The 20583-nt window shown below is 45.8% G+C and carries 21 protein-coding genes and 3 pseudogenes; 18 read left to right on the top strand and 6 right to left on the bottom strand.

Annotation, left to right across the window (positions count from 1 at the left end):
• Positions 1–7: 7 nt before the first annotated feature.
• Positions 8–628 (top strand): 3'-5' exonuclease, encoded by a 621-nt coding sequence (locus tag FM037_RS12525; protein WP_144046280.1) that lies wholly within the window; start codon positions 8–10, stop codon positions 626–628.
• A gap of 15 nt (positions 629–643) precedes the next feature.
• Here FM037_RS12525 and FM037_RS12520 read toward each other — a convergent pair whose 3' ends face one another.
• Positions 644–1672: a LacI family DNA-binding transcriptional regulator gene (locus FM037_RS12520; protein ID WP_144046279.1), complete on the bottom strand. Its 1029-nt coding sequence runs from the start codon at positions 1670–1672 to the stop codon at positions 644–646.
• Positions 1673–1808: 136 nt separating this feature from the next.
• Entirely contained in the window at positions 1809–2516 is a 708-nt protein-coding gene (locus tag FM037_RS12515) for a DUF3334 family protein (protein ID WP_144046278.1), read from the bottom strand.
• A 603-nt stretch (positions 2517–3119) separates the two neighbouring features.
• Between FM037_RS12515 and FM037_RS12510 the strand changes: the two genes are divergently transcribed.
• From FM037_RS12510 to crr, 4 genes are all read left to right on the top strand, one after another.
• A complete protein-coding gene (locus tag FM037_RS12510) occupies positions 3120–3506 on the top strand; it encodes an ACT domain-containing protein (protein WP_144046277.1) in 387 nt (128 codons plus the stop codon).
• 28 nt (positions 3507–3534) lie between these two features.
• Complete coding sequence (locus tag FM037_RS12505; protein WP_144046276.1) at positions 3535–3792, top strand: HPr family phosphocarrier protein; 258 nt, start codon at positions 3535–3537, stop codon at positions 3790–3792.
• 44 nt (positions 3793–3836) lie between these two features.
• Positions 3837–5552, top strand: a complete 1716-nt coding sequence (gene ptsP / locus FM037_RS12500) for a phosphoenolpyruvate--protein phosphotransferase (RefSeq protein WP_144046275.1) — start codon at positions 3837–3839, stop codon at positions 5550–5552.
• A 73-nt stretch (positions 5553–5625) separates the two neighbouring features.
• The gene (gene crr / locus FM037_RS12495) at positions 5626–6135 is read left to right on the top strand and encodes a PTS glucose transporter subunit IIA (protein WP_144046274.1); all 510 of its coding nucleotides are present in this window, start codon (positions 5626–5628) and stop codon (positions 6133–6135) included.
• A 312-nt stretch (positions 6136–6447) separates the two neighbouring features.
• On the opposite strand, the gene FM037_RS12490 is transcribed toward crr, so the two are convergent.
• Positions 6448–6726 carry a hypothetical protein gene (locus tag FM037_RS12490; RefSeq protein WP_144046273.1) on the bottom strand — a complete coding sequence of 93 codons (279 nt, stop codon included), beginning with the start codon at positions 6724–6726 and terminating at the stop codon, positions 6448–6450.
• A gap of 47 nt (positions 6727–6773) precedes the next feature.
• A complete protein-coding gene (locus FM037_RS12485) occupies positions 6774–7253 on the bottom strand; it encodes a hypothetical protein (protein ID WP_144046272.1) in 480 nt (159 codons plus the stop codon).
• A gap of 715 nt (positions 7254–7968) precedes the next feature.
• Here FM037_RS12485 and FM037_RS12480 point away from each other — a divergent pair.
• From FM037_RS12480 to FM037_RS29420, 13 genes and pseudogenes are all read left to right on the top strand, one after another.
• On the top strand, positions 7969–8346 hold the full coding sequence (locus tag FM037_RS12480; RefSeq protein WP_144046271.1) for an ArsC family reductase: 378 nt from the start codon (positions 7969–7971) through the stop codon (positions 8344–8346).
• Positions 8343–9472: pseudogene (gene dapE, locus FM037_RS12475) on the top strand (succinyl-diaminopimelate desuccinylase). The gene FM037_RS12480 and the pseudogene dapE overlap by 4 nt, the downstream one beginning before the upstream one ends.
• A pseudogene (locus tag FM037_RS30405) lies at positions 9466–10139 on the top strand (M15 family metallopeptidase). Before dapE ends, FM037_RS30405 begins: the two co-directional pseudogenes overlap by 7 nt.
• Positions 10140–10247: 108 nt before the next feature.
• Positions 10248–11081 carry an alpha/beta fold hydrolase gene (locus tag FM037_RS12465; protein WP_144046270.1) on the top strand — a complete coding sequence of 278 codons (834 nt, stop codon included), beginning with the start codon at positions 10248–10250 and terminating at the stop codon, positions 11079–11081.
• Between the two features lie 122 nt (positions 11082–11203).
• Positions 11204–11821, top strand: coding sequence for a carbonate dehydratase (can, locus tag FM037_RS12460; protein WP_144046269.1), 618 nt, complete (start codon positions 11204–11206; stop codon positions 11819–11821).
• 198 nt (positions 11822–12019) lie between these two features.
• On the top strand, positions 12020–13204 hold the full coding sequence (kdnA, locus tag FM037_RS12455; protein WP_144046268.1) for an 8-amino-3,8-dideoxy-alpha-D-manno-octulosonate transaminase KdnA: 1185 nt from the start codon (positions 12020–12022) through the stop codon (positions 13202–13204).
• A 73-nt stretch (positions 13205–13277) separates the two neighbouring features.
• On the top strand, positions 13278–14348 hold the full coding sequence (gene kdnB / locus FM037_RS12450; RefSeq protein ID WP_144046267.1) for a 3-deoxy-alpha-D-manno-octulosonate 8-oxidase KdnB: 1071 nt from the start codon (positions 13278–13280) through the stop codon (positions 14346–14348).
• A 118-nt stretch (positions 14349–14466) separates the two neighbouring features.
• Positions 14467–15204 (top strand): 8-amino-3,8-dideoxy-manno-octulosonate cytidylyltransferase KdsB, encoded by a 738-nt coding sequence (gene kdsB, locus FM037_RS12445; protein WP_144046266.1) that lies wholly within the window; start codon positions 14467–14469, stop codon positions 15202–15204.
• A 64-nt stretch (positions 15205–15268) separates the two neighbouring features.
• Entirely contained in the window at positions 15269–15529 is a 261-nt protein-coding gene (locus tag FM037_RS12440) for a DUF2897 family protein (protein WP_144046265.1), read from the top strand.
• A 220-nt stretch (positions 15530–15749) separates the two neighbouring features.
• Positions 15750–16643 (top strand): PLP-dependent cysteine synthase family protein, encoded by an 894-nt coding sequence (locus FM037_RS12435; protein WP_144046264.1) that lies wholly within the window; start codon positions 15750–15752, stop codon positions 16641–16643.
• A 61-nt stretch (positions 16644–16704) separates the two neighbouring features.
• The gene (locus FM037_RS12430; RefSeq protein ID WP_144046263.1) at positions 16705–17136 is read left to right on the top strand and encodes a Mov34/MPN/PAD-1 family protein; all 432 of its coding nucleotides are present in this window, start codon (positions 16705–16707) and stop codon (positions 17134–17136) included.
• A gap of 51 nt (positions 17137–17187) precedes the next feature.
• Positions 17188–18146 (top strand): annotated as a pseudogene (gene moeB, locus FM037_RS29425) (molybdopterin-synthase adenylyltransferase MoeB); the annotation flags it as partial.
• A 39-nt stretch (positions 18147–18185) separates the two neighbouring features.
• Positions 18186–18608 (top strand): rhodanese-like domain-containing protein, encoded by a 423-nt coding sequence (locus tag FM037_RS29420; protein ID WP_407695662.1) that lies wholly within the window; start codon positions 18186–18188, stop codon positions 18606–18608.
• A 91-nt stretch (positions 18609–18699) separates the two neighbouring features.
• Here FM037_RS29420 and FM037_RS29415 read toward each other — a convergent pair whose 3' ends face one another.
• Positions 18700–19653, bottom strand: coding sequence for a PKD domain-containing protein (locus FM037_RS29415; protein WP_229381168.1), 954 nt, complete (start codon positions 19651–19653; stop codon positions 18700–18702).
• Positions 19650–20546, bottom strand: coding sequence for a PKD domain-containing protein (locus FM037_RS29410; RefSeq protein WP_229381167.1), 897 nt, complete (start codon positions 20544–20546; stop codon positions 19650–19652). Before FM037_RS29410 ends, FM037_RS29415 begins: the two co-directional genes overlap by 4 nt.
• Between the last annotated feature and the right edge of the window lie 37 nt (positions 20547–20583).

The following is a 20583-nucleotide window of genomic DNA, read 5'->3' as shown; positions in this document are numbered from 1 at the left end:
AAAATAGATGAGCTCTCCCGCAGCCGACTCAGTCATTATTCTCGATTTCGAGACCACAGGCCTCTCCCCTAACCAAGGAGATAGAGCCATAGAAATTGGCGCCGTGAGAATAGAAGACGGTATAGTCGTCGATACATTTCAAGAACTGATGAACCCAGGTTTTCGTGTCAGTGGATTCATTGCTGGCTACACAGGTATTTCAAACGCTATGTTAGCCAATGCAGCTCCATGTGAAGAAGTGATGGCACGTTTCGCTGACTTCATCTGCGACCATAATCTGGTGGCACATAATGCCTCGTTCGATCAACGCTTCTTAGATGCCGAGCTCGACGCTATTAATTTACGCTATGGCGGGGAATTTGCCTGTTCCATGTTGATAGCACGCCGTTTATATCAAGATGCCCCCAACCATAAACTCGGTGGCCTGGTTGAATATAAACAGATTGAAAATGATGGTGTATTTCACCGGGCATTGGCCGATTCAGAGATGACAGCTAAGCTCTGGTTACAGATGCTTGATGATATGCGCAACGAACATAACATCATAGAACCGAGTTTTACCTTGATGCAGGACTTGTCACGAAAACCTAAGGCTCAGGTCAATCGCTTCTTAAGTATGCTCGATTAAGTTCATGACCAGAGCTTAACGCGCACAGGCCGTCGACTCTCTGACAATTAACCTGGTTGGGATCAGCTGGGCTTTGACTGCTTCACCTCTAATCAGCTTGAGTACACTGTCAACCAAGATTTCACCGGCAAGTTTAGTGTTTTGTTTAACCGTAGTCAGCGGAGGGTTAGCGAAACTGGCGACAGGTATATCGTCATAGCCAACGATTGATACTTGCTGCGGAACTGAAATCCCCTGCTCTTTTAACGCCCGAATGGCACCTATGGCAATGAGATCACTGGCGGCAAAAATCGAGTCAAACTCCAATCCCGAATCGAACAGTTTATTCGCCGCCTCGAAACCAGATGCCTCGGTGCTGATAGCACTAAACTGACACTTCTTATTGAGAGGTAAACCAGCTTGTTTCATCGCTCTGCTATGGCCTAAGTACCTGTCTCTAAACTCAGGGCTATGGCTGCTCGAGTCGCCTAAGAAGGCGGGCCGTGTACGGCCTTGCGACAATAGATGCTCAGTCGCTATCAAGCCCCCTTGAAAGTTATCACAACCGATAGACAAGACTGACTTGTTGTTATGCTCCGCCCCCCAAATAACAAAATGGGTATTTTGCTCCAGGAGTTTTTCCAACTTGGCTTCATAATCCAAATAATCACCATAGCCGAGCAATATGATGCCATCGGCCTTATTACTGTCTTCATAATCTCCATGCCAGTCGCTACTGAGCTGTTGAAATGAAACCAGCAGATCGTAGCCCTGCTGAGCCGTGGCTCTGGTTATTGATCCCAACATGGAGAGGAAAAATGGATTGATCAGTGAGTCATCATTGGTTGGGTCTTCACACAGAAGTAACGCTATTGTCTTGCAGTTTTGTGTCCGTAAATTACTGGCATTTTTATCGACTTTATAGTTGAGCTCTTTAGCTATCGCTTGGATCCGCTCGCGGGTTTCGAGATTCACCAATGGGCTGTTTCTCAATGCCCTGGATACTGTAGATTGAGATACGCCTGCGCGATACGCAATGTCTATCGAAGTTGCTTTCAATGCCATTTAACTAAGCACCTTATTATTGTTTTTATTCTAACGCTGAGTATTAACCATTATTGCAGATAGATTCTAAACCCTGTTAGCCAGTGAGTAAGCCATACTCTTACGTATGGCCTGATTGCGCTTCAATAAAAAGCCATTAAAGTCCTAGTTCATTGAGCAGATCATCTGCTTCATCAGCCATCGGCTTATTATCCATTACCTGAACTAAGGGAGAAACCTGAGACTTAGCCTTGTGGTTATGTCCATGCTCAGCCAATAGATCATCAGGATCAAACTCCTCTTCGGCATCGAAATCTTTAAGCTTAATAAACTCAGTCTTGTCCATGGCAAACTCAAGATAGAATATATGATTGCTCTGAGTTCGGAACGATACTCTTCTCGCCACAGCCTCGTCTAAATTGGTATCGATGGAGATAGTTAGCTCTTTATTGATGGTCAGCATTTTTGGCTGACTCTGGTTAATAGAAGTCTGTAGTTGTTTGTTCACCTTACTGATAAAGTCGCCCAAGATCTGGTTCATTAATTCACTCAATACATCACCGACTTCATCGGATGTATGAGAAAAAGCCAGCTCAGATTCCGGCATACCCATCTGTTTCATGTAAGAGCGATAAATCTCGATGGCTGCAGGGGCCGAGAAATTAATCACAACTAATCCCGAGAAGCCCCCATCAAAAATAGAGAAACAACCGAGATCGGGTTTGAGACAAGTGCGGGTAATACTCTGCACCATAGCAGCATGTGTGACCTGGCTTGCCGTGGTACTGGATAATACATGGGAAACTGAATTACAAAGTTTGATTAATATGTCATCGGATGTGATAACAGTGGGTGTTGTAGTCATGAGGCCAACCCAAAAAGAATAATAATTAATTTTGCGCCCAATCAGCAAAAAAATCAAAGTGAAAACAATAAATTAACAGGTATAATATAAGAAAACATTCAAACATGACGATAAGGCACTGAATTTAAATGATTTTTTAAAATTTACTCATGATGACGAAAAAATGAATAATACCCTGAGGTTATTGCTAATATCTCGAAAAAAGACACTAAAAGTTACACTTTAAAACGACTACCGATTGGTATAACAGCAAGATATCTCTTCAGACTAAGGTAAAATCTTTTACATTTACGCTTATTAATAGATATTTAGAGGTGTCGTCGTTCAAATTCAGCTGCTCGCGTTTAATGCCGTCATTAAAAGTAACTGCTGCTCGGCAGTATCTCAACAAACTATGAGCGAAGATGTTACAAAAACGTTAATCTCATTCAAAGTTTACACATCTATACTTGTTCAATACAGGAGCCGATAGCTCCCTTATTGAACAAGCAAATCCTAGTGATTTAACATAATTAAATAAAGCATAATTTTGCAAAGCTTTGCCCCAAATAACTATGCTAAGCTACTGACTCTAATTTCAAAAATATTAGGTAACGGATAATCATGGCGCGGATGACGTTAGCAGTTCATTCTCAACTCTACAGCATACATAGCTTCAGCCCCGATGCGCCTATAGCCCCAGAAATTTTTCAACAAGAGATGTTTTTTGTGGGAAAAACCAAGGATGAGCTATCCGTTGTAGTGCCTACACATTTGCTGCTAGACAGCATAGAAGAGGAAAGAGGTTGGCGCTGCTTCGAAGTGATGGGTCCATTGGGCTTCTCCATGACAGGGATTCTCTCCAGTGTTTCCGGCACTCTTGCAGATGCTGAGATCAGTATATTTGCCATCTCAACCTTCGATACCGATTATATTTTAGTAAAAAAAGACAAACTCGAGAAAGCCATCACAGCATTAAAGAAAAAGAACTTTATCATTACCGAATATTAATACCAATCCAATTTTAAGAGTTCTTGCTATGTACGAAAAATCAGTCACTATAACGGCTACCCATGGTATTCATACCAGACCCGCAGCATTGCTTGTTAAAGAAGCCAAGACCTATGCATGTGATGTCTTAGTTGAGTGCAACGGCAGGCAAGCCAGTGCCAAGAGCTTGTTTAAACTGCAAACGTTAGGCTTATATAATGGCGTCACTGTCAGAGTATTTGCCGAAGGTGAAGAAGCAGAGCAAGCCGTTGAGAGAGTCTCAGAGCTTTTAATCACGCTCAGCTAAAAGATGTGAAACATCATCAAGTCATTCGTTCATAGGAAAACAGTATGTCCATTTCGGGAATTGTTGTGTCATCGGGTATCGCCTTCGGTCAATCCAGAATACTTAAGCAACACAACACCGCACTGGATTATCGGGTATTAGCCTTAGAGCAAATTCCAGCCGAGCAAGCCAAGCTCTCCACAGCGATAGCCCAGTTTGTCACCTCATTGACTATCAGCTTACAAAGTTTAAGCCAGGATTGTGAGAATTATCAGTTAATCGAGGCCGATATCTTACTGCTAGAAGATGATGAACTTATCTCGCAATTACAGACATCAATTGCCGACCAGCAATTTACCGCCAGTGTCGCAGTGGAGCGTATTTTCACTCAACATGCGAATCAACTAAGAGCCATGGAAGACATTTATCTTGCAGATCGAGCTCAAGATATAGCGTGTCTGGGCAGTCGTTTGATATCGGCCATCAACGGTAACATCAAACATGATCTGCAAAACCTCAATGGGCCAACGATACTATTCGCTTATGATCTCACTCCAGCCGAGTTTGCCACACTGCCCCTGGATAAGATTAACGGCATAGTGCTCAAAACCGGCGGCCTCACTAGCCATACCGCCATCCTAGCCAGAAGCGCCGGGATCCCGGCCTTACTCAGTTGTGATTTTGACCTAATCAAAGGAAATGAGACTCTCAAAGATGATCAAACGGTGGCTCTCGATGCCCTATCAGGCAATGTGCATATAACCCCTAACTCAGATGTTCTTGAGCAGCTTACACAGCTCGGTAAACATGACACATTAAGAAAAGCTCAGCTACTCAAATACAAAGACCAGCCTATGGTCACCAAAGACTCTCACAGAGTCGCCCTGTTAGCCAATGTGGGATGCTTAAGCGAGATAGGTCATTTATCCGATGCTGGCGCCGATGGCATTGGCTTATTTCGCACCGAGTTTATGTTGATGAACGCCAGTGAGATGCCGACGGAAGAAGTGCAATACAGACTATATTGTGATGCGCTGCAGCTGTTAGATGGTAAAACTTTCACCATAAGAACCTTAGATATCGGTGCAGATAAAGAGCTTCCCTGTCTGTCCCTGCCACCAGAAGACAACCCGGCACTGGGTTTTCGTGGTGCCAGATATTCACTCGCTCACCCTGAACTGCTCAAAGTTCAATTGAAAGCCGTACTCAGGGCTGCCAACCATGGTCAGATCAGATTAATGTTTCCCATGGTCAATCAAGTGGAAGAGCTGGACAAGATTTTCGACATCATAGAAGAGTGTAAGACAGAACTGGTAGACGAGGAGCGAGGATATGGCGATCTCAGTTATGGCATAGTAATAGAGACGCCAGCTGCGGTACTAAACCTGTCATCTATGCTTCCCAGACTCGACTTTATCAGCATAGGAACTAATGACCTCACCCAATATACCATGGCGGCAGACCGAACTAATCCGGCGTTAACTAAGGCTTACCCTTCACTTTCACCGGCCATTTTGACACTCATCAAGATGACGATTAACACGGCTAAGCCAGCCGGGGTCCCTATTTCTCTGTGCGGTGAACTCGCCACGAATCCCAATGTCGCTGGCATTCTGGTCGGCATGGGATTAGATGAGCTCAGTGTCAGTCCGTCCTCCTTGCTGGAGCTTAAATCTTCACTGTGCAATCACACTCTTGCTACCTATCAGAAATGGAGCCAACAGGCATTATCGATACAAAGATTAGATGAATTAAATGATTATGTGTCACACTGTTACTAGCTGATATTATTCAGTATGCTGGTGATGACAAGAGTAATAACAATAAGATAGAAATTATACTAGGGGATAATAAATGGGTTTTTTAAGCCGTATCAGACGATTAATGTCCGGGCAAACCGACCTAGTTGGAGGCATAGATGTGTATGCCCCCGTATCAGGCGAGATAGTCCCAATTGAAAAAGTACCCGATGTGGTATTTGCCGAGAAAATTGTCGGCGACGGGTTAGCCATCAACCCTAAGGGCAAACAGATCGTCGCACCAATCGATGGCACCATAGGAAAAATATTCGAAACCAACCACGCATTCAGCATTGAATCGCCGCAAGGGCTGGAACTCTTCGTTCATTTTGGAGTGGGCACGGTGGAATTACGAGGCAATGGCTTCAAGCGTTTGGCTGAAGAAGGCCAGGAAGTCAAAATGGGAGAGCCCATCTTAGAGTTTGATATCGGTTATCTCAAAGAACAAGTCGAGAGTCTACTGACTCCGGTCGTCCTCGCCAACATGGAAGATATTCAATCATTGGATAAAAGGCAAGGCTCCATCGAAGCCGGCAAGGATGTCATCTTCACTGTCGTGCTCTAAACTCCCTTCGCTAGTGTCATATCCCCTTCACAGGAGTTAAACCCAGTGAAGGGGAACTAAGCCCGCTTCGACCTAGAAAAATTCACCATGTGACGAACGCTTCTCTTACAGAACGCTGCGCTCACGGAATATGGGCTAAGAAAAAGAGAACGCTACGCTCACGGGAAAGACACTAAGATAAAGCAGCAAACGGCCAACAGATAAAGCGCATTTATAGTGGCGTTAATCGAAGACGGCAGCCTGTCTGAAATTCTAGGTTTATCAGTGCAAAGCAAGGTGAGAATAACTATGAGTGTCCTGATTGTTCCATATTTATGACCAAATATTCGATACTAAACCACCTAAAGCCAATAAACCACCACCGCATAACCACCAACAAAACATTCTTTTTACGCTATTCAGGTTAAAAGGAAAGCCTATTACCCAAATGTAAGAAGTCACTGACATCACCAAGCCATAAAGTAAGCCAATAAAAACCCCTGCTCCTTGACTTATTTCTAGTGCTAGTGATGTAAAAAGGGTTGCCATGCCTGCGACCACATGGATTACTCCTAGCAGTGAAGCACTTTTTAATGTGGCTTCAAATTTCAATTACTAGTGCCTCGAAGCAAAATATCACCCTGTTAACAGGTTGATATTTATTTCTCACTTTTCTTTTGGCTTAAATAAATCCAACCTTTATTTTCAACGCAAATTAATGCTTTGCTGGTTAAAAGGTTAATTTCATCTAATGTACGTTTGAATTCTTTATCTTCGAATATTGGGTTAGTAGTAATGTCGCTTAGACCTAACTCTGGAAAACTAAATGCAAGTTGATACATTAAACTATCCATTGAATACTGATATAATTTTTTCGGATCGGAAATTTTTAATTCGCCAAACATAAAGAATTTACCTAAAAAAGATTGATTTTGGCATTCATTATAGTCTGTCGCATATGGCTCTTGAGTAGCGGCCATTTTTCCATATTTAATGTGTTCAACTTCCCCACCTTGAGGTTTTATAACTTGTTTTTCAAAATATTTATTAATATCTGACTGCGAAGTTTTACTAACGTATGGGGTTGGTTTACATGCACATAATAAAATTAAGGAGCTTAATAACAATTTACTTTTCATTTGACCTAATACTCGATTATAAATATCATTTTAGTATACGGCAAGCGGGTTTCGCCAATGTCTCTTGGGAAAGAGTGCACAAAAATCAGTCTTAAAAATACATTAAAAACAGTTCATTACTTTAACAACAAGCAGATTGTATCCAATACACTTTCGGACAAAACTCAGTTGCGCGTTTTCACGTCCTATTATCTGAGTAGGACTTGAACGCATACTTTCATCTTACTGAATTTACACCACTTTTTTGTATCTCAATAATAAAGCGTGAATTTAGTTTTGGCAATAGTGGTTTGATTTTTTATAAATCAGAATATCATTGTGTATCAATACAGCTCAAGGCTAGTTTTTGCTTAAGTCAAAAGAGAAGTATTTTTCTAAAATAGATTTTTAAAGGAAATAATCCAGCACCCATGAGCGGTTCATTTACTCTCAGTAATGAAATGCCATCACCTAAACGTGCTGCTACCTTAGAAATCCCTAAGGCTCAGCATAATGATATGAATCCTAGATTTAACAGAATGACCCTAGGCATTTACTGCTCACTGAGCTAATTTCGATAAAATATTAACCTTGTTTATGCTATTTACTCGTAAGCGCACTAGATGCTTGAGTCCTTTGCATGGCAATGCCACAATGCGTGCAAATAACAATTCATGCATCTGGTGAGTTAACCTGCTCACTTACATGAGTAACATTGGCATGAGTAACAATCGGCATGAACATCTGCTTTTTAAATGGAGTAACCACCTTGATCCTCTACGGCATAAAAAACTGCGATACCGTACGTAAAGCCAGAAAATGGCTTCAGGCTAACCAACCTCAAGTGACTTTTCATGACTTTCGCGAAGATGGACTCGACAAAGACCAGCTGACTAGCTGGGTCGCCATGGCGGGCTGGGAAACCTTGTTCAACAAACGCAGCACCAGTTTTAGAAATTTGTCGGATGCCGACAAGTCTGATATCGATCAGAATAAGGCCATCGAGCTAATGCTTGCCCACCCTACGTTGATCAAGAGGCCCGTATTAGTTGCCGCAGATAAGGTACAAGTTGGTTTTAAAGAAGCCGAATACCAAGCCTGGTTTAACCTATGAGTCAGGATGTATTAACGCTGGCACAAGACCTTATCTCTCGCCCCTCTGTCACACCACTGGATGAAGGCTGTCAGCAATTAATGGCCGACAGATTGGCTAAGGCCGGTTTCGACATTGAACCTATGGTGTTCGAAGACACCACCAACATGTGGGCCAGACGCGGCACCGAAAAGCCGCTGTTTTGCTTCGCAGGTCATACCGATGTGGTGCCTGTGGGCGATCTCAATCGTTGGCACACGCCGCCATTCGATCCAGTCGTTATTGATGGTTATCTGCACGGACGCGGCGCCGCCGATATGAAGGGCTCGCTCGCCGCCATGTTAGTTGCGACAGAGCGTTTCGTCGAGAAAAACCCGGATCATAAGGGCTCCATCGCCTTCTTGATCACCAGTGACGAAGAGGGACCTTTCATCAACGGCACCACTCGCGTCATAGACACCTTAGAGGCCCGTAATGAGAAGATCACCTGGTCTCTGGTCGGTGAGCCATCATCGACTCATAAGCTAGGTGATATCGTCAAGAATGGTCGCCGAGGTAGCCTCACGGGTAACTTAACCGTCAATGGCATTCAGGGCCATGTGGCCTACCCTCACCTTGCGGACAATCCAATTCATAAGGCGATGCCAGCCTTAGATGAGTTGGCCAAGATGCATTGGGATAAGGGCAATGAATACTTCCCCCCACCAGCTTCCAGATAGCCAATATCAATGGTGGCACAGGCGCATCAAATGTGATCCCCGGGGCATTAGAAGTCATGTTTAACTTCCGATATTCCACCGAGGTCACCGCCGAGATCCTTATCCAACGCGTGCTCAATATTTTAGATGCTCACGGGTTAGAGTACGATATCAGCTGGATTTATAACGGCCTGCCATTTCTCACCGGTGATGGGCCTCTGCTCGATGCGACCAAAGCAGCAATCAAGCAAGTCACGGGAACTGATACCGATCCACAAACCACAGGTGGCACCTCAGATGGACGCTTCATCGCCCCTACTGGCGCACAAGTGATAGAGCTTGGCCCGGTTAATGCCACGATTCACAAAGTGAATGAGTGCGTTAAAGTGGATGATATCGAACAACTCGCGCTTTGTTATGAAGTGATATTGGAGAAATTACTTTGCTAAATTCCAAGGCGGCTTATGGCCTTAATTCGAATCACTTAGTAGAACATCAAGGTCATAGACTCGAACGTAGAACACGAGATGCGTTCATAGAGATGGCCCGCGCCGCCGACTGTTATGGAGTAACACTCCAGCTCTGCTCCGGTTACCGTGATTTCAAAAGACAAGTTAAGATTTGGAACTCCAAGGCCAGTGGTAAACGGCCTGTTCTTGACCTTAAGTCGCGAGCGGTTAACCTTGAAGGTAAATCACCCGATGAGATCATAGATCTGATCTTGCTCTGGTCAGCACTGCCCGGTGCCTCACGCCACCACTGGGGCACAGATCTCGATGTCTTTGATGCTACTGGTATCAAACAAGAAGATTTAAAACTGGTGACCGCCGAATACTCACCGGGGGGCCTTGTGCCAATCTTTACCTCTGGTTGCTAGAGCATGCCGCTGAATTTGGCTTTTATTTTCCTTTTCAACAAGGATTAAGTGGCGTCAGCCCAGAGCCCTGGCACTTGAGCTATTACCCGGTATCCAACGGCATCTTAAGCAATTTCGATATCGAAGGTTTAAGACAGACACTCATAGACTCAAACATCATATTTAAAGATGAGATATTGTCACGCCTGCCAGCTTTAACACAAGAATATGTGTTTAAGGTTGCGCCGCCTCCCGAGTAGGTGAGCCCAAGTAAGCACTACCGAGTAAACGCGGCGAAATTAACGCCACGGACTTAGTTACACCTAATGAAAATCGAACTCTCATTACCAATAATCACAGCAGGAAATATGAATTTTTCATCCGCAAGAAAGCAGATAACCATAGATAACAAGAGTCTTAGTTACTTAGATATAGGCACAGGTCCGGTACTATTATTCGGCCATAGTTATCTTTGGGATTCTAAGATGTGGGCTCCTCAAATTGAGCATCTGTCGAAACAGTATCGTTGTGTTGTGCCCGACCTATGGGGACACGGTGAGTCAGACACTCTTCCTGAGTCGACCCACTCATTACGAGATATCAGTCAGCAGATGCTGCAGTTGATGGATAGCTTATCAATAGACGATTTTTCTGTGATTGGCTTATCTGTCGGTGGTATGTGGGGTGCAGAGCTGGCATTAATTGCGCCGACTCGTGTTAAGGCACTCGTCATGATGAACTGCTTCATAGGCTATGAGCCTGAGGTCGCCAGAGCTAAGTATTACGCTATGCTGGATATCATCAAAGAGACCCAAAGTGTTCCTGCGCCGCTTATCGAGCAGATAGCCCCACTTTATTTCGCCAAAAACGTTGAGCTTGATAATCCAGAGTTATTTAACACATTTAAACAGTCTCTCGCCGATATAGAACCCGGGCGTATCGAGAGTATTTGTCGATTAGGTAAGATTATCTTCGGACGCCGTGACACTATGGATGATATCAATAAATTGATCTCACCTTGCTTAATCATGACGGGACTAGAAGACACAGTACGACCTGTGTTAGAAAGCTATTTAATGCACGATGCCATCGATGGCAGTGAATTTATCAATATTCCCAAGGCCGGTCATATCTCGAGTCTGGAACAGCCAGATTTTGTCAATGGTGAATTAGATAAGTTTCTCGCTAAGCGCGTAAAATAGTCTGTTAATCGTTAATTAATGTTCACCTTGTACCTTACTGAGTAGACCACCAAAGTGAACAAACGATGCTAGAATGCATTTTCGTCACAACCGACTCTTAATTACTTAATTTCAGTGAATAAATGAAAATACTAAAACCCCTATTTGACAATAATCGCCGTTGGGCCGAACGTATCGTACAAGAGAAGCCTGATTTTTTTGAGCAGTTGGCGAAGCAGCAAAATCCTGAATATTTGTGGATTGGCTGCTCGGACAGCCGAGTTCCGTCGAATCAAATTATCGACCTTATGCCTGGGGAAGTCTTCGTTCACCGCAATATCGCCAACATGGTGATCCACACGGATCTTAATTGTTTATCTGTACTTCAATATGCGGTCGAAGTGCTAAAAGTGAAACACATAATGGTTGTCGGCCACTATGGCTGTGGCGGCGTGAAAGCCTCCATGGGTAAGCAGAGACTCGGACTCATCGATAACTGGCTCGGGCACATCAGAGATATCCACCGTCTTCATAGTGAAGAACTCAATAAACTCGATGAACAAGAGAAATTCGATCGTCTCTGTGAACTCAACGTCATCGAGCAAGTCGGCAATGTCAGTAGCACCAATATCGTTCAGGATGCCTGGGAACGAGGACAAAATGTCTCCGTTCACGGCTGGATTTACAGTGTCGAAAATGGCTTACTGTCAGATCTTGATGTCACGGTCGATAACGAACAATATAAACCTGAAATCGACTAACTTGACCGTACCAGCCCTTAAACTCGTTAAAATTTAGGGGCTGGATGTACACGCTTTGCCCTATCTCTCCAATATCTTGCTTTTTTAGATAAATAATCCTTAATAAACATCGCAGTTTTCCGGCTAACCCAGTTATAATCTTTCAGTTATGATTTATATCTCGCGCAGATAAGCGCAGCGAATTCTAAGGAAATTTCCATGCCCGGTTTTGAATTATTTGGTCCTGAAGAGAAGCAAGAAGTTGCAGACGTAATGGAGAACGGTTTTACCTTCCGTTATAACTTTGATCATATGCGTAATGACCGTTGGAAAACGCGTGAGATGGAGCAGTTACTGTGTGAGAAGATGAATGTGAAACACGCTCACCTTCTTTCAAGCGGTACAGCAGCCCTACAAACAGCCCTTGCCGCAGCGGGTATTGGTGCGGGCGATGAGGTTATCGTGCCTCCATTTACATTCGTCGCCTCTGTAGAAGCTGTATTTATGGCTGGTGCAGTCCCTGTTTTTGCCGAAATAGATGAGACGCTTTGTCTATCTCCTGAAGGCATCGAAGCGGCGATCACCCCGCGTACTAAAGCAGTTAACTTAGTGCACATGTGTGGTTCTATGGGCAAGATGGACGAAATTAAGGCCATCTGTGATAAGCATGATCTGGTTTTGCTGGAAGATGCCTGTCAGGCTATCGGCGGCACCTACAAGGGTCAAGCTCTAGGCACCATCGGTGATGTAGGCTGTTACTCTTTCGACTCGGTTAAGACCATCACCTGTGGTGAAGGCGGAGCCGTTATCACTAACAGCGACACCATCTATAACCACACGCATATGTTCTCTGATCATGGCCACGACCATGTGGGCAACGACCGCGGCGCCGAAGACCATCCAATCATGGGTCTTAACTTCCGTATCTCTGAGCTGAACTCGGCTATGGGCCTGGCGCAATTGCGTAAGCTTGATACCATCATAGAGATCCAGCGTAAGCATAAGAAGATCATCAAGGATGCCATGGGCGACATCGCCGAAGTGACGTTCCGTGAACTTCCCGATGCAGAGGGCGACTCGGCTGGCTTCCTGACCTTTATGATGCCAACTGAAGAGCGCACCATAGAGATCAACAAAAAATTAGCCGGAAATGGCGTAGACGGTTGTTTTTACTGGTATATCAACAACTGGCACTACCTGAACAATTGGAAGCACATTCAAGAGCTTAAATCTTGCTCTGCCCTGCCGATCACATTAATCGACGACCGTCCTGACTATACTAAAGTGTCGGTGCCTAAGTCTGATGCCATCATGAGCAAGACCATCTCTATGTTGATTAAACTCTCCTGGACTGAGGAAGAGATTGCCCAGCGTATCGAGAACATTAAGAAAGCCTTTGCTTAAATAGCATTGACCCATATTTTTTATTGCGCCTTCAATCTAGGCGCAATTTCACATTTCAACGGAGAATGTTGTAATGAGTTTTAAGAATTTCAAATGCGTACCTAAAATGATTTTTGGACGTGGTTCATTCGTCGACCTCGATAAAGTATTGGGCGAAGAGCGTAAGAGTGAAGATGATTTCGTGGTCTTTCTTGTGGATGATGTCCATCAGGACAAGCCACTAGCGGCTCGCGTTCCCGTTAAAGGCCATGATCTACTTATCTATGTTAACGTTGACGAAGAGCCATCGACTAAGCAAGTCGATGCCCTCACCGAACAGGTGCAAGCCTTCAACGGCAAGCTTCCTGTGAGCGTCGTAGGTCTGGGTGGTGGTTCGACTCTGGATTTAGCCAAGGCAGTGTCTTTGATGCTAACCAACCCAGGTGGCAGCGCCATGTATCAAGGTTGGGATCTTATCAAGAATCCGGCGATTCATCATATCGGTATCCCGACGATTTCGGGTACCGGCGCCGAAGCATCACGCACAGCTGTGCTGTGTGGTCCGGTGCGTAAACTGGGTCTGAACTCAGATCACACGGTATTCGATCAGATCATTATGGACTCTGAACTTATCGCCGGTGTCGAAAAAGATCAATGGTTCTATACGGGTATGGACTGCTTTATCCATTGTGTTGAATCGCTACAGGGCACTTTCCTCAACGAATTTGCTAAAGCCTTCGCTGAAAAATCTATGGATCTTTGTCGTCAAGTCTATATCGACGATCATGCAGAGAAAGATGATAAGTTGATGATGGCCTCATACATGGGCGGCATGAGCATAGCCTATAGTCAGGTCGGTGCTTGCCATGCCGTATCTTACGGCTTAGGTTATGTACTGGGTTATCATCACGGTATCGGTAACTGTATTGCCTTCGATGTACTCGAAGACTTCTACCCTCAAGGGGTTGCAGAGTTCCGCACCATGATAGAAAAACATAACATCACCATCCCTAAAGGTATCTGTAAAGATCTTCCTGATGAGACTATCGCTAAAATGGTTAAGGTCGCTAAGAGCATGGGCCCACTATGGGAAAATGTCTACGGCCCTAGCTGGGAAGAGAAAGTCACCGATGAGATGCTAACGGCACTCTACCGTCGCATGTAATCATGCTGCACTCATGTGAGATGCTAACGGCACTCTTTGTGTCAGCGCATGTTACGAATGAGGGCTCAATTGAGCCCTCATCTATTGAACTAGAATTGTAAAGTGATAGGTAAATCCCATGAATGTTACCCTGTTAATCCCGGCACGCTATGGTTCAAGTCGTTTTCCAGGAAAACCACTAGCCCCGATTAACGGCAAGCCTATGATCCAGCATGTTGTTGAGCGTGCATCATTAGCCAAAGGCCTGACCTCCATCTATGTGGCCACGGACGATGTTCGTATCAAGGACGCTGTAGAAGCCTTCGGTGGTCAAGTGATAATGACCAGCCCGGAAGCCGCTTCAGGTACAGACAGAATTGAAGATGCCATAACCCAGCTTGGTTTGAAAGATGATGACCTTATCGTCAACCTACAAGGCGATCAGCCTCTGATCGATCCTATCTCAATCGAACAGATCATCAGCCTGTTTAAACGTCATCCCGGCGAGTTCGGCATGGCCACTCTAGGCTTTGAGATCACCGAAAAGAGTGAACTCGACGATCCTAAGCACGTGAAGATGGTGTTCGATAACGATTTTAATGCACTGTATTTTTCCCGTGCTCGAATTCCCTTCGGTCGTGACACCAACGACTACCCTGTGTATAAGCATTTAGGTGTGTATGCTTATACCAGAAAATTTGTATCTACCTTTGCTAAACTTCCATTAGGACGTTTAGAAGATCTTGAGAAGCTTGAGCAACTCAGGGCGCTGGAGCATGGTCATAAGATCAAGGTCGCTATCAGTGCCTTCGACTCTCCAGAAGTGGATACCCCAGAAGATATCCGCATCTGTGAAGCCAGACTGGCGGTGGATTAAATAAGCCAAAGCCTGCCTTATGGGCTTTGTTTTACTCCTTTGAGAACATTGATTAAGGGCTGTAATGTCTGATCTTGAAACTTGGCTCATCATCATTCTTGTTATTGGCGTGATAGCCAGTAATCTCGCTGTGCTCAAATACAGTGCTAAATTTAAAATGACTCAGTTCGGTAAAGATACCAAGCTCAATGTCAGAGCCAAGAAGCCTGCCGGCGCTAAGGAAAAAACCACTCCAACGGATCAGAGTTCGGCTAATGCCACGGGTAAGACTGATAATGCGGATAAAGCTGAGAACACAGATACTGATGATAAATCGGGCTCTTAGAATTTGCCAACACATCTGAAAACGTAACTGGATCACAGCGGGTTTTCACCGCCCCCATTTTTCCTAGACTCAGATATTCCTTTTTGCTCAAAATACTAAAATCCAAGAGTATCTACAACCTTTACCTATTTTCCCTAAGTTCCAATGTGCCGTTTCTACTCAGGCTCTGATTCTCATGCACTATACTCATTCGTGTCTGAGTAAATAATGAGACATGGACATGACACTGCTTGAGCTGATAGGCAATACTCCGCTACTGGATCTGAGTTTTCTCAGCGAAACACCGAATCGTATCAAGCTATTCGCCAAAGCCGAGTGGCTAAATCCTGGAGGCTCCCTCAAAGACAGGCCAGTCAAGGCCATGCTGTTACATGCCATCGAATCTGGCGAACTCACACCAGGTAAAACCATACTCGACTCCAGCAGTGGCAATGCAGGGATCTCTTACAGCATGATAGGCGCTACCCTGGGTTTTCCTGTCACCATCGTCATTCCCGGTAATGCCAGCAATGAACGTAAGCAACGTCTACAGGCCCATGGTGCGACTCTCATCGAGACAGACCCTTTAGAAGGTTACGATCAGGCATTACGCCATGTACGCGACATTTACGCCGATTCGAGGGACAAGTATTTCTACTGCGATCAATACAGCAACCCATTCAATGTCCAAGCCCACTTTCACGGCACCGCTAACGAACTTCTTCAACAAAGTCCCGAGCCCATCACCCACTTCGTCTGTGGTGTCGGCACCGGTGGCTCATTAACCGGTATAGCCAAGCGCCTGAAACAAACCAATAGCGACATATGCATTGTCGGTGTTCGGCCCGAAATCTGGCCCGGCATAGAAGGATTAAAGCCTCTGGGAGATCCCGCTGACATCATACCTGCCATCTTTGATGCCAGCTTAGTCGATGAGTGGATAGACATCAGCGCCGATGAAGCTAAGGAGATGTGTCTGAGAATGTCGAGTCATGGCTACTTCCTGGGTCAATCTTCAGGTGCTTACCTGGCCGCGAGTGAGAAGTTAATGCAGAGCCTGACCTCGGGCGTCATCACCACATTATTGTGTGATTTGGGAGAGCGCTACATCAGTTCAGGCTTGTGGCAGCGATAGAATCCAGATTGGAGTATCTGGCAAACCAGAGTGTTAACTAATACTAACCAGAGGAGCTTAGATGAGCATAGAAATAAGCAGACTGATCGAGGCCCAAATCTTAGCCCATGCCAAGACTTGTTACCCCCATGAGTGCTGTGGTTTCATCGCAGGCACCCAGGCAGACACGGCATTGTCTAAGGCGAGTTATTACCTTCCCTGTCATAATACCTTAGTAGAGAAGACCCGCCGCTTCCTTATCGATCCATTGCAATACCAAGTCGCAGAGGACAGGGCCGATGAGGAGGGACTGGCCATCATCAGCATAGTGCATTCACACCCAGATCATAGCCATGATCCTTCCGAATTTGACCGCTCACATGCCTGGCCCGGACTGAGCTACATCATCATCTCCGTTCTAGAGGGTCAGGTGAACAGTTATCGCTCCTGGCAACTCAGGGAAGATCACAGCCAGTTCGATGGAGAAGACATTCTAATGGAGGATGAACCATGAAGATCACTTCCCCAAATCAGATGAAAAAGACATGCTAATAGAGGTTGAATCATGAAGATGGTAATGAAGATCCCTTCCCCGCTGCGCCGATTTACCGACAATCAGAAGCAGATAGAACTCGATGCCCTAACAGTAAAAGAAGCGCTCACTGAACTATTTAACCGCTATCCGGATATTAAGCCTCAGATCATGGACGACACAGGTGACTTACGAAATTTTGTTAACCTATATCACAACAAGGTGGATATACGTCAGCAAGAAGGTCTGGACACTAAGCTCCAAGCTGGCAGTGAAGTGAGAATTGTCCCAGCAATCGCCGGGGGTAGTTCGCTCGATACCAGTCTGTTAGCCGATGAGCTCAGTCGCTATAGTCGACATATCCTCTTACCTGAAATAGGAATATCAGGACAGGAAGCCCTGAAAAGTGCCAGCATACTGATCATCGGCGCTGGCGGCCTGGGATGTCCATTAGCCCTCTATCTGGCCGCCGCCGGAGTGGGCCATTTGGGTCTAGTGGACGATGATGTCGTCGATGAATCAAACCTGCAGAGACAAGTGCTGTTCACCGTCGATGACATAGGGCTACCTAAGGTCGATTGCGCTAAGCGGCGTCTAGAGCGACTCAACCCAAACATTAACATAACCGGCTATCGTGAGCGCCTCACTTCAGACAATGCACTCAAGATTATAGACAAGTACGACATTATCATAGATGGCACAGACAACTTTCCTACCCGCTACCTGGTGAATGATGCCTGCGTCTTACTCAATAAACCTAACATCTACGGCAGCATCTTTCGCTTCGACGGTCAGGCCAGTGTATTCAATTATCAAGCCGGTCCCTGCTATCGCTGCCTTTATCCTACTCCCCCCCTCCAGGTCTGGTGCCCTCCTGCGCCGAAGGTGGGGTCCTCGGTGTATTACCCAGTATCATAGCCTCTATCCAAGCCACCGAAGCCATCAAGATGATCACCAATATCGGCACACCACTCTCTGGGCGCCTGCTGTTATACGATGCCTTGGCTCTGGATTTTGAATTTCTTGCCATAATGAAAGATGCTGACTGCCCCATCTGCGGCGATAGCCCATCCATTACTAAGCTCATCGACTATCAGGCATTTTGTGGCCTCTCCCACACCAGTGAGGTAAAGGCCTATAAAGAGATAGAAGCCAAAGAACTCAAGGCTTGGATGGATAAAGATAAGCACGTGATTCTTATCGATGTAAGAGAACCCTTCGAGCGGGAAATATGCATGATAGCGGGCAGTCAATTTATTCCCATGCAAGAATTCGATGCTCACTTGGCTGAGCTGGACCCGAGTCGGGAGCTGGTTTTTCACTGCAAACTGGGGGGCCGATCCGCTAAGGTATGTGACAAGCTGATTGAGCTAGGTTTTAACAAGGTGACCAATCTCAATGGAGGTATCTTGGCTTGGATCGACCAGGTTGATCCCAGTCTGACCCGTTATTGACACCGGCTTATGCTTATACAAGAAAAATAGCGTAAAAAAAACCGGCATGGTGAACCATGCCGGTTTCGGATTTACCGGTATTGTACAGACATTACTGCATATCGACCTTAAGCGTCACACCCGAATGGCTACCGCCAACCATGATGTAGTGCCAGCCATTTGCCAGCCCATTAACCGTGATCGTTTCAGTATTACCTGAAGTGTTTGATATCTGAGTATAGGATGAGCTACTCGGCCAACCTGAGTTACTGTAATAGAGCGCCACATCACCGCCGCCGTGTTGAGTACGGATAACGGTTTTACTCAACCCATCGGCGTAGAAGTAGAAATACATATCACTGCCCGATGTGACACAAATTGGGCTGGCCGATTGTACCTCAAGATAATCCACCGCCCCTTGAGTACCACACGCATTAACCAAACCATTGCTAGGTACGCTCGAGACTGTAACATCGGCAACACTGGTGCCTATGGCACCGAGATTGTCGGTCACCGTCAGAGACACTGTATAGCTGCCGGAACTTGCGTAGGCATGACTTGGGTTAGCTTGAGTGCTGGTGCTACCATCACCGAACGCCCAACTGTAGCTGGCGATAGTACCGTCGGCATCACTGGAGCCTTGACTAGAGAAGCTAATATTAGCGTTCACATCTCCGGCATAGGGTCCGTTGGCCGCGGCTGTGGGGGCTATATTTTGCGTGGCACTGACAGTGGCCGTCGTGGTACTGATATCGCTTAAGCCGCCATCATCGGTAACCGTCAGGGTAACCGTATAGTTACCCGCCGCCGAATATGCGTGGCTTGGATTGGCTTGACTACTGACACTGCCGTCACCGAAATTCCACTCATAACTCGCTATTGTCCCATCAGCATCACTAGAGCCTTGACTTGAGAAACTAATAGCTTGAGCCACATTGCCCGCATAGCCCGCATAGCCCGCATAGCCACCATTGGCATTGGCAATCGGCGCGGCATTAGCCGTTCCGCTATCAAAACTTGCCACCACGGTCACATCGGCAAAGGTACTGTAGGCCTTAAGATTCACGTACCAGAGTCCTTCTGCCGGAGCGGTTTCAGTACAAGTCTCACTGTTGCCCCCACATAAGGTCTACATACGTAACTGCTATCGGTGGGCTCTGCGCCAGATTGAGTATAGAGATCGGCATCACCGCTGCCACCGCTTATCTTGATCACAAGATTGGTCGCTCCAGCAGGGACATTGATGAAAAACTTAGCAAAGTCACCTGTGTTCGCCGAGATTCCTGACTGAGGTAGAGCATTTTTCAGCTCCACAAGACCTGAGTTGCTGATGACCACCGTCGTGGCTACGCTGCCTATACCACCGAGATCGTCGGTAACTGTCAGGGTCACACTAAATGTCGCAGCAGATCCGTAGGTATGAACAGGATTGGCTTGATTACTGGTATTGCCGTCACCAAAATCCCAACTGTAGCTGACAATCGAACCGTCTGAATCTACTGATCCATTACTTGAGAAATTGATGCCTGCGCCCAAGGTTGCCGAGTAGGGTCCGTTGGCTTGAGCCGTTGGCAGCGCATTAGCGCTTACAGGATGATCATAAACGGCTTTAAGTGTCACCTCACTGTAGTCGAGAAATGCATCGATCATGATATTATAAGTGCCACCGAGGTCGGCCCCAGTAAATTCACAAACTTCTCTTAACCCCGGCGCTGCAAAGGGCTTACAATCGGCAACTGAGGTCGTCGGAATGATATCACGGCTAACATACAGATCCGGATCAGGCCCTCCTTGAAGGGTACTGCCATAACCTGCAGGGATCTCAACCATGACACGAGTGGCATCATTAGGCACTGTGAAACTAAAGTGCTTAGGTGCAGAGCCTTTAAGCGCCGCAAGCTTAGTTTCTTCGATTGCAGTGACACGCTCACAACCGTTACACAGGGTAGGATCGTCCATCGAAACGATGATCAATCTGGCATTGGTATAGGCCGAA

The organism is Shewanella psychropiezotolerans (genome assembly GCF_007197555.1).
Taxonomy (GTDB): Bacteria; Pseudomonadota; Gammaproteobacteria; order Enterobacterales; family Shewanellaceae; genus Shewanella; species Shewanella psychropiezotolerans.
The sequence above is the reverse complement of the archived record's forward strand: the minus strand, read 5'-3'. Positions and strand labels throughout refer to the sequence as shown.

Coding starts and splice junctions, on each gene's coding strand:
- FM037_RS12525 (WP_144046280.1), top strand. CDS start 8: ATGAGCTCTCCCGCAGCCGACTCAGTCATTATTCTCGATTTCGAGACC.
- FM037_RS12520 (WP_144046279.1), bottom strand. CDS start 1,672: ATGGCATTGAAAGCAACTTCGATAGACATTGCGTATCGCGCAGGCGTA.
- FM037_RS12515 (WP_144046278.1), bottom strand. CDS start 2,516: ATGACTACAACACCCACTGTTATCACATCCGATGACATATTAATCAAA.
- FM037_RS12510 (WP_144046277.1), top strand. CDS start 3,120: ATGGCGCGGATGACGTTAGCAGTTCATTCTCAACTCTACAGCATACAT.
- FM037_RS12505 (WP_144046276.1), top strand. CDS start 3,535: ATGTACGAAAAATCAGTCACTATAACGGCTACCCATGGTATTCATACC.
- ptsP (WP_144046275.1), top strand. CDS start 3,837: ATGTCCATTTCGGGAATTGTTGTGTCATCGGGTATCGCCTTCGGTCAA.
- crr (WP_144046274.1), top strand. CDS start 5,626: ATGGGTTTTTTAAGCCGTATCAGACGATTAATGTCCGGGCAAACCGAC.
- FM037_RS12485 (WP_144046272.1), bottom strand. CDS start 7,253: ATGAAAAGTAAATTGTTATTAAGCTCCTTAATTTTATTATGTGCATGT.
- FM037_RS12480 (WP_144046271.1), top strand. CDS start 7,969: ATGAACATCTGCTTTTTAAATGGAGTAACCACCTTGATCCTCTACGGC.
- FM037_RS12465 (WP_144046270.1), top strand. CDS start 10,248: ATGAATTTTTCATCCGCAAGAAAGCAGATAACCATAGATAACAAGAGT.
- can (WP_144046269.1), top strand. CDS start 11,204: ATGAAAATACTAAAACCCCTATTTGACAATAATCGCCGTTGGGCCGAA.
- kdnA (WP_144046268.1), top strand. CDS start 12,020: ATGCCCGGTTTTGAATTATTTGGTCCTGAAGAGAAGCAAGAAGTTGCA.
- kdnB (WP_144046267.1), top strand. CDS start 13,278: ATGAGTTTTAAGAATTTCAAATGCGTACCTAAAATGATTTTTGGACGT.
- kdsB (WP_144046266.1), top strand. CDS start 14,467: ATGAATGTTACCCTGTTAATCCCGGCACGCTATGGTTCAAGTCGTTTT.
- FM037_RS12440 (WP_144046265.1), top strand. CDS start 15,269: ATGTCTGATCTTGAAACTTGGCTCATCATCATTCTTGTTATTGGCGTG.
- FM037_RS12435 (WP_144046264.1), top strand. CDS start 15,750: ATGACACTGCTTGAGCTGATAGGCAATACTCCGCTACTGGATCTGAGT.
- FM037_RS12430 (WP_144046263.1), top strand. CDS start 16,705: ATGAGCATAGAAATAAGCAGACTGATCGAGGCCCAAATCTTAGCCCAT.
- FM037_RS29420 (WP_407695662.1), top strand. CDS start 18,186: ATGAAAGATGCTGACTGCCCCATCTGCGGCGATAGCCCATCCATTACT.
- FM037_RS29410 (WP_229381167.1), bottom strand. CDS start 20,546: ATGGACGATCCTACCCTGTGTAACGGTTGTGAGCGTGTCACTGCAATC.